Source organism: Sphingobium sp. (assembly GCF_048594625.1).
Taxonomy (GTDB): domain Bacteria; phylum Pseudomonadota; class Alphaproteobacteria; order Sphingomonadales; family Sphingomonadaceae; genus Sphingobium.
This window is the reverse complement of the sequence record NZ_JBMDWL010000046.1, coordinates 23,562-30,342: the sequence shown is the minus strand read 5'-3', so window position 1 is coordinate 30,342 and position 6,781 is coordinate 23,562. Positions and strand designations below refer to the sequence as shown.

The 6,781-nt window shown below is 65.6% G+C and carries 9 protein-coding genes; 6 read left to right on the top strand and 3 right to left on the bottom strand.

All coding sequences use genetic code 11. The features are described 5' to 3' along the window. Nucleotides 1-563 (bottom strand): J domain-containing protein (locus ACOJSJ_RS06245; RefSeq protein WP_420144127.1); only part of this gene is annotated, 563 nt, incomplete at its 3' end. 44 nt (nucleotides 564-607) lie between these two features. Here ACOJSJ_RS06245 and ACOJSJ_RS06240 point away from each other — a divergent pair. Next, a complete protein-coding gene (locus tag ACOJSJ_RS06240) occupies nucleotides 608-895 on the top strand; it encodes a BolA family protein (RefSeq protein ID WP_420144126.1) in 288 nt (95 codons plus the stop codon). Then, complete coding sequence (locus ACOJSJ_RS06235; RefSeq protein WP_420144125.1) at nucleotides 895-1,800, top strand: pirin family protein; 906 nt, start codon at nucleotides 895-897, stop codon at nucleotides 1,798-1,800. Before ACOJSJ_RS06240 ends, ACOJSJ_RS06235 begins: the two co-directional genes overlap by 1 nt. A 37-nt stretch (nucleotides 1,801-1,837) precedes the next feature. Here the strand turns inward: ACOJSJ_RS06235 and ACOJSJ_RS06230 are convergent, their stop codons facing one another. After that, entirely contained in the window at nucleotides 1,838-2,740 is a 903-nt protein-coding gene (locus ACOJSJ_RS06230; RefSeq protein ID WP_420144124.1) for an MJ0042-type zinc finger domain-containing protein, read from the bottom strand. Nucleotides 2,741-2,909: 169 nt separating this feature from the next. Here ACOJSJ_RS06230 and ftsE point away from each other — a divergent pair, with 169 nt between their 5' ends. Genes ftsE through ACOJSJ_RS06210 form a run of 4 tightly spaced genes read left to right on the top strand, consistent with a single transcriptional unit; the run spans nucleotide 2,910 to nucleotide 5,754 of the window. After that, on the top strand, nucleotides 2,910-3,620 hold the full coding sequence (gene ftsE / locus ACOJSJ_RS06225; RefSeq protein ID WP_420144123.1) for a cell division ATP-binding protein FtsE: 711 nt from the start codon (nucleotides 2,910-2,912) through the stop codon (nucleotides 3,618-3,620). Beyond that, nucleotides 3,620-4,525 (top strand): cell division protein FtsX, encoded by a 906-nt coding sequence (locus tag ACOJSJ_RS06220; protein ID WP_420144122.1) that lies wholly within the window; start codon nucleotides 3,620-3,622, stop codon nucleotides 4,523-4,525. The genes ftsE and ACOJSJ_RS06220 overlap by 1 nt, the downstream gene beginning before the upstream one ends. After that, nucleotides 4,522-5,055 carry a YdcF family protein gene (locus ACOJSJ_RS06215; RefSeq protein WP_420144121.1) on the top strand — a complete coding sequence of 178 codons (534 nt, stop codon included), beginning with the start codon at nucleotides 4,522-4,524 and terminating at the stop codon, nucleotides 5,053-5,055. Before ACOJSJ_RS06220 ends, ACOJSJ_RS06215 begins: the two co-directional genes overlap by 4 nt. Nucleotides 5,056-5,067: 12 nt before the next feature. Beyond that, on the top strand, nucleotides 5,068-5,754 hold the full coding sequence (locus tag ACOJSJ_RS06210) for a lysophospholipid acyltransferase family protein (RefSeq protein ID WP_420144120.1): 687 nt from the start codon (nucleotides 5,068-5,070) through the stop codon (nucleotides 5,752-5,754). A 118-nt stretch (nucleotides 5,755-5,872) separates the two neighbouring features. Here ACOJSJ_RS06210 and ACOJSJ_RS06205 read toward each other — a convergent pair whose 3' ends face one another. After that, a complete protein-coding gene (locus ACOJSJ_RS06205) occupies nucleotides 5,873-6,778 on the bottom strand; it encodes a prephenate/arogenate dehydrogenase family protein (protein WP_420144119.1) in 906 nt (301 codons plus the stop codon). Between the last annotated feature and the right edge of the window lie 3 nt (nucleotides 6,779-6,781).

Sequence of the window (6,781 nt, the reverse complement as noted above, 5' to 3'; positions counted from 1 at the left end):
GCGCCTTCATGGCTGCGGTCGCCGCCATTATGGTCGGGGTGATAACGGCGCAGCAATTCGGTGTAACGACTGCGCAGCGCCTTGCGGTCGGCATCCACGGGCAGGCCCATGACCGACAATGCTTTGCGGTCGTCCGCCGACAGGAACTGCCCATCCTGCCGCACCTGCGCATCGGCCCGCGCCTTGGCCACCCGTTCCTTGAACTTGGCGCCGATGGCGTCCAGCGGATCGGAAAAATCCGCCCATTTGGGCGGCGGGCTGTGCGCGTTGGATGAAAAGGCCCGCGTTTCCCGCTCCCATCCGGCATAGGGGCGCTGGGCGGCGGCGATTTCTTCGGGCGACATGCCGTTGAAGAAATTATAACCCTGATTGAACGCCTTCACATGGTCCAGGCACAGCCAGCGCCATTGCGGCCCTTCCTGCGCCGACGACCGGCTGCCTTCGGGTGGCGGCGCGCGGAACTCGCCCGCTTCCGGGCATCCGGGCACGGCGCAGGGCCGGTCGCTTTCCACCCGGCCATGGAAACGGTTGAAACGGCGTGTGGAGAAAGGATCGCTGCTCAAGATTGTCCTGATGATCTGTCGGCAAAGCATCCTATATAGGGCGCATGACCACAGACCTCAAAGGCCCCGTAGCCACCGAAATCGATGCGCGCCTGCGCGCTGCCCTGTCCCCGGCGCATCTCGCCGTCATCGACGACAGCGAAAAGCATCGCGGTCATGCGGGGCATGACGGGTCGGGCGAAAGCCATTTCACGGTGGAAATCGTGTCGGACCGCTTCACCGGCCAGAACCGCGTCGCCCGTCAGCGCATGGTGAATGCCGCGCTCGCAGATTTGCTGGCGGAAAAAGTCCACGCCCTCGCCATAAAGGCCCGCGCCCCCGGAGAAGCCTGATGACCGCAGAAGATCTGATCATCCAGACGATCACGCCGACCAGCCATAATCTGGGCGACTTCCGCGTTCACCGCTCGCTCCCGGCAAAGGGGCGCACGATGGTTGGCCCCTTCATTTTCTTCGATCAGGCTGGACCGGCCCGGATCGGCGCGGGGCAGGGCATCGACGTGCGCCCGCATCCGCACATCAACCTCGCCACCGTCACTTACATGTATGAAGGGGCCTTCCTCCACCGCGATTCGCTCGGCAGCGAGCAGTTGATCGAAGCCGGGGCGGTGAACCTGATGACCGCGGGCAAGGGCATCGTCCATTCCGAACGCTCGCCCGATGACGAACGGCTCAAGGAATCGAAGCTGTCGGCCATTCAGACATGGCTGGCGCTGCCCGACCGGTTCGAGGAAATGGACCCCGCCTTCGAACATGTGTCGGAAGGCGGCCTGCCCGTGATCGACGACGGCCATGTTCGCGCCCGCGTGATCATGGGGTCGCTCTGGGGTGAAAGCTCGCCCGTCACCACCTATGCCCAGACCATCTATGCCGACATCCAGCTGACGCCCGGCGGCCGCATTCCGATCGAACCGTCCGCCGACGAACGTGCCATCTATGTGTCGGGCGGGGACGCAGCGCTGGACGGCATGATGCTCGCGCCCCAGACGCTCTACGTCCTGCGTCCCGGCACATCGGCTACGCTGATGAGCGTCGATGGCGGCCGTGTCGTCCTGTGCGGCGGCGAAGCCTTCACCAGCCCGCGCCATGTCTGGTGGAATTTCGTCGCCTCCAGTCAGGACCGGCTGATGCAGGCGCGCGAGGATTGGGAAGCCATGCGCTTCCCCCTGATCCCCGGCGACGATCAGGAATTCATCCCGATCCCGCAGGGTCGACCAAAGACGGTCAGCTACCCCTGATCGACGCGAAGCGGCGGGCGACCCCCGCCGTTTTTCCTTACTGGACGAAGGTCAGCGACAGATTTTCCGCATTTTTGGGAATGTCGATCCGGCTTTCGTTGATCGATGCTTCCTCGCCCGGTTTCAGGCGCGTCTTGTCCGCCTTCGTGGTCCAGCTGAATACCAGCCGGTTCTGCCGGTCGCGCAGTTGCACCAGCACCGGCGGCACCGGCAATGCCTGCGTCCCGCTATTCACGATTCGTGCGCCGAACGCGAAATATTCCTCCCCGGTCGGCAGCTTGCGTCGCTCGGCGGGCTTGGACAGGTAGAAAAGCAGGTCCGGATCGCCCTCTTCGGCGACCAGTCCCATCGACACCATCCAGGCGGGCGGCCCGAAATAATGCAGCGCCCCGCCCGCCGCCGCGACGATCAGGCAGAAGGCAATGGCAGCATAGGTCCACAGCCGCACCGGATTGCGCCGCGCCTTGAATGGCAGCGCGGGCACGAAGCGGCTTTCCTCCGCCGCATCGACCGGCGCACCGGCATAGATATCGTCGAACCGGTGATCCGCTGGCGCTGCGCTGGCCGGAGCAGGCGCTGGCGCGACCGCCGATGCATAGGGTGCGGGCGCCGATGCATAGGGTGCGGGCGCCGGTTGTTCCACGACCGGTTCGGCAACCGCGATCGGGGGGGCGTCAGCCATCTGTACGGGCGGCGCGACGACCGGGGCGGGCGCCGCTTCCACCGGTGGAGGCGGCGGCGGTGGGACAGGCTGCGCAACCGGTTCGGGCGCGGCCACTGGCGCAGGCGTTTCGACCGGCGTTTCGCGCGGCGGCAGGACCGGCGGTCCCTGAAACCAGCTATGTTTGCAGGCGGCGCAGCGGACCTGGCGGCCATTCATGCCGACGGCACTGTCGGGCACGACATAACGGGTCGCGCAATTGGGGCACACCAGGATCATTTCGCTTCATAGGCATGGCAGGGACTCGCGCGCAAGCGTGCAACGATAATCCGAGTCATTCTGCTGCGACTCGCGGCATCGTGCGGGCCGGGCTTTACGGCGGGGCGCCCGCTGTGCCATGGCTGATGCAACGGGAAGCAGGGAGCGCGGCGGCGCGAAATTTCAAGACATGTCGGCCATCGTCCAGTTCGAAAATGTCGGCCTGCGCTATGGTCTGGACAGTGAAACCCTGTCCGATGTCAGCTTCTCGCTGTCCAGCGGCGGCTTCTATTTCCTGACCGGCGCATCGGGCGCGGGCAAGACGTCGCTGCTCAAGCTTCTCTATCTGGCCCAGCGCCCCAGCCGCGGGGTCATCCGCCTGTTCGGCGAAGATGTGGTGACGCTCCCCCGCAAGAGATTGCCCGGTTTCCGCCGCCGCATCGGCGTGGTGTTTCAGGATTTCCGCCTCGTCCCCCATCTATCCGCCTATGACAATATCGCCCTGCCGTTGCGCGTCGCGGGGATGGAGGAGGGGGAGATCGAGGCGCCCGTTGCCGAAATGCTGAACTGGGTGGGCCTTGGCGATCGGGGTAAGGCGCGGCCGGCCACCCTGTCCGGCGGTGAACAGCAGCGCGTCGCCATCGCCCGTGCGGTCATCGGTCGTCCCGAAATATTGGTGGCCGACGAACCGACCGGCAACGTCGATGCTGACATGGCCCGTCGGCTGATGACCCTGTTCGAAGCGCTCAATCGCTTGGGCACCACCATCGTCGTCGCCACCCATGACCTGCCGATGATCGCGCAGGTGTCGGGCGCGCAGATGATGAAGCTGGACAAGGGGCGGCTGGCCGATCCCATGGGCACGCTGCGTTATCCACCCCATTCGCAGGGCCGGTCCTGATGGCCGGTCGCGCCGATCGGAAGGCCGCCGCCGCCGCGCGTCATCGCCTGCTGCCCGGCGGCCGGCTGGCGGGGCCGATGCCCTGGATCATCGCGATCATGATGTTCCTGACCGTGCTGGCCGCCGCCGCCGCCCTTGGCCTTGGCGCCGCCGTCCGGTCGATGAGCGCGGACCTTGCCGGGCGTGCCAGCGTGCAGGTCGTGGAGGCCGATCCGCAGGCCCGCGCTGCTCTCTCCGCCCGAACCCTCACCGCCCTGCGCAGGGCTGATGGCGTGCGTTCCGCCGACGCGGTCGACCCGGCGGTGCTCGCCGACCAGCTGCGCCCATGGCTGGGCGATGCGGCGACCAGCGGCGACCTTCCGGTGCCTGCGCTGATCGACGTCATGTTGACGCCGGGCGATGCGCCCGCAAAGCTCGATGGCCTGCGCCGCCTGCTGTCCGGCCTGTCGCCCAAATTGCGGATCGAACCCCATGCGGCCTTTCTGTTGCCGCTTGCGGGGTTGATGACGGCTCTGGGCTGGCTGTCGGCGGCGGTCGTGCTGTTGATGATCCTTGCGACCGGCGCGGTGGTCATATTGGCGGCGCGGGGCGCACATGACAGCCATCGCAGCACCATCGACGTGCTGCACCTGATGGGGTCGACCGACGTACAGATCGCTCGCCTGTTCCAGCGCCGCATCGGCCTAGACGCGATGATGGGCAGCGCGCTTGGCTTTTCTTTCGCTGCCTTCGTCATCCTGTTGATCGGCCTGCGCCTGTCGGCGACCGGATCGGACCTGATTGCCGCCGTCAGCCTCGATACGCCCGGCTGGCTGATCCTTGCCGTGTTGCCGATCTTTGGTGCGGTCCTCGCCATGCTGACCGCGCGCTGGACCGTGCTGCGCGCGCTGGGCCGGGCGCTGTGATCGTCCGGCTGTTTGCCGTCACGCTGCTCGGCTGGATGCTGGGCTTTGCCTGGTTCGCGATCTTTTTGCCGCAACCGCTTGATGGGCGGCAGACCGACGCCATCGTCGTGCTGACCGGTGGGGCGGGACGCATCGACCGGGGCATCGCCCTGCTGGAGGATGGCGCGGCGAAGCGGATGCTGATTTCCGGCGTCGACCGATCGGTCCGTCCGGTCGAACTGGCGGTGCAGTATAAGGCGCCCGAACGCCTGTTCAGCTGTTGCATCACGCTTGGCCGCGAAGCCATCGACACGCGGTCCAACGGGCTGGAAACCGCCCGCTGGCTGGAACGGCGCGATTATAAGACGGTGCGCCTGATCACCACCGACTGGCATATGCGCCGCGCCGCGCTGGAACTGCGGCAATCCATGCCGGACGGGCGGATGACGATCGTCTATGACGCGGTGCCCAGCCGTCCCAGCCTCACCATATTGGCGCGCGAATATAATAAATATCTGCTGCGCCGTATTGCCGCGCTGATCGGCATCTGAAACGGACGCCCCATGATGACCGCAATCCGATCCTTCCTCTTCATGCTGGCTTTCTACAGCGGCAGCCTGATCTTCGTCCTGTGGGCCATGACCTTTGCCTGGACCAGTCCGCTCACCATCCAGCGGACCGCCACCCAATGGAGCCATTATCATCGCTGGTGCGTGCAACATCTGCTGGGGCAGAAGGTGGTGGTGGAAGGCGATCTGCCGATCGGTCCCTATCTCTATATCATCAAGCATGAATCGATGTTCGAAACCATCGACATGCTCAGCCTGTTCGATCGGCCTGCCATCGGGGCGAAGCGCGAATTGTTCGACATTCCGCTGTGGGGCGGAATTGCGCGGCGCTACGGCCTGATCCCCATCGAACGCGCTGCGGGCGCCAGCGCGCTGCGGACATTGCGGGCGGAGGCGAAAGACCGGATCGCGCAGGGCCGCGCCATCTGCCTGTTTCCGGAGGGTACGCGCGTCCCCCATGGCGAATCCCCGCCGCTGAAGTCAGGCTTTGCCGGGCTGTACAGCCTGCTCGGCCTGCCGGTCGTGCCGATCGCCATTGACAGCGGCCGGGTATCGCCGCGCGGCAAATTCATGAAACGGCCCGGCATCATCACTTATAAGGTGGGCGACATCGTGCCCGTCGGCCTCGACCGCAGGGAAGCCGAAGCCCGCGTCCACGCCGCGATCAACGCGCTCAACTAGAGCCTGGTCCGACTGGATCGAATCGGATCAGGCCCTAAGCATCTTTTGTTTTTCGCATGGTGCGAGCCGTCGGCTGTTCCAGCCGACTTCATCATGCTCTGGGCATGTAGGACAGGGGTTAATGCGACCGGCCAAAATCCGGCTTCGCATCATCCTGCCCCTGTTCGATGATCGACCGGCGGATGGCGCGGGTGCGGGTGAACAGGTTGAACAATGCGTCGCCGTCATTCCAGCGGATCGCGCGTTGAAGCGCCGACAGATCCTCCGAAAAACGCTGGAGCATTTCCAGCACCGCATCCTTGTTCGCCAAGAATACATCGCGCCACATGGTGGGATCGGACGCGGCGATGCGGGTGAAATCGCGGAAACCGCCGGCGGAATATTTGATCACCTCGCTCTGCGTCACATTTTCCAGATCGCTGGCCGTACCGACGATGGTGTAGGCGATGAGGTGCGGCAGATGGCTGGTCACCGCCAGCACCAGATCATGATGCGCCGGGTCCATCAGTTCGACGTCCGCGCCCACGCGGCGCCACAGTTCGGCGACCTTCTCCACGGCGGCGGCATCGGCATCGGCGGGCGGGGTGACGATCGACCAGCGGCCCTTGAACAGGGTTGCGAAGCCCGCTTCCGGTCCGCTGTTTTCCGTCCCCGCCACCGGATGTGCGGGGATGATGGTCCGCCCCGGCAAGGCGGCGTTCAGCTGTGCCAGCACGTCGGCCTTGCAAGACCCCACATCGCTGACGATGGCGTCTACGGGCAGATCGTCGGCGATTTCCGCCGCTGCCGCGGCCATGGCGCGGACCGGCACGCACAGGATCACCAGATCGGCGTCGGTGACCGAAGCGCCTGCCGTATCGGTGACGTCGTCGGTCAGGTCGATGGCCCGCGCCGTTTCGCGCACCGCCGAATCGGCATCATAACCGGTGACCCGCACGGTCGGCATGTTCACCCGGATGGCGCGGGCGAGGGACGATCCGATCAGTCCCAGACCGATGATAGTGACGCGCGTAAAGGGCAGCATGGG

Excerpts from the sequence above, each read along its gene's own strand:
- ACOJSJ_RS06240 (WP_420144126.1), top strand. The coding sequence starts at position 608 with ATGACCACAGACCTCAAAGGCCCCGTAGCCACCGAAATCGATGCGCGC.
- ACOJSJ_RS06235 (WP_420144125.1), top strand. The coding sequence starts at position 895 with ATGACCGCAGAAGATCTGATCATCCAGACGATCACGCCGACCAGCCAT.
- ACOJSJ_RS06230 (WP_420144124.1), bottom strand. The coding sequence starts at position 2,740 with ATGATCCTGGTGTGCCCCAATTGCGCGACCCGTTATGTCGTGCCCGAC.
- ftsE (WP_420144123.1), top strand. The coding sequence starts at position 2,910 with ATGTCGGCCATCGTCCAGTTCGAAAATGTCGGCCTGCGCTATGGTCTG.
- ACOJSJ_RS06220 (WP_420144122.1), top strand. The coding sequence starts at position 3,620 with ATGGCCGGTCGCGCCGATCGGAAGGCCGCCGCCGCCGCGCGTCATCGC.
- ACOJSJ_RS06210 (WP_420144120.1), top strand. The coding sequence starts at position 5,068 with ATGATGACCGCAATCCGATCCTTCCTCTTCATGCTGGCTTTCTACAGC.
- ACOJSJ_RS06205 (WP_420144119.1), bottom strand. The coding sequence starts at position 6,778 with ATGCTGCCCTTTACGCGCGTCACTATCATCGGTCTGGGACTGATCGGA.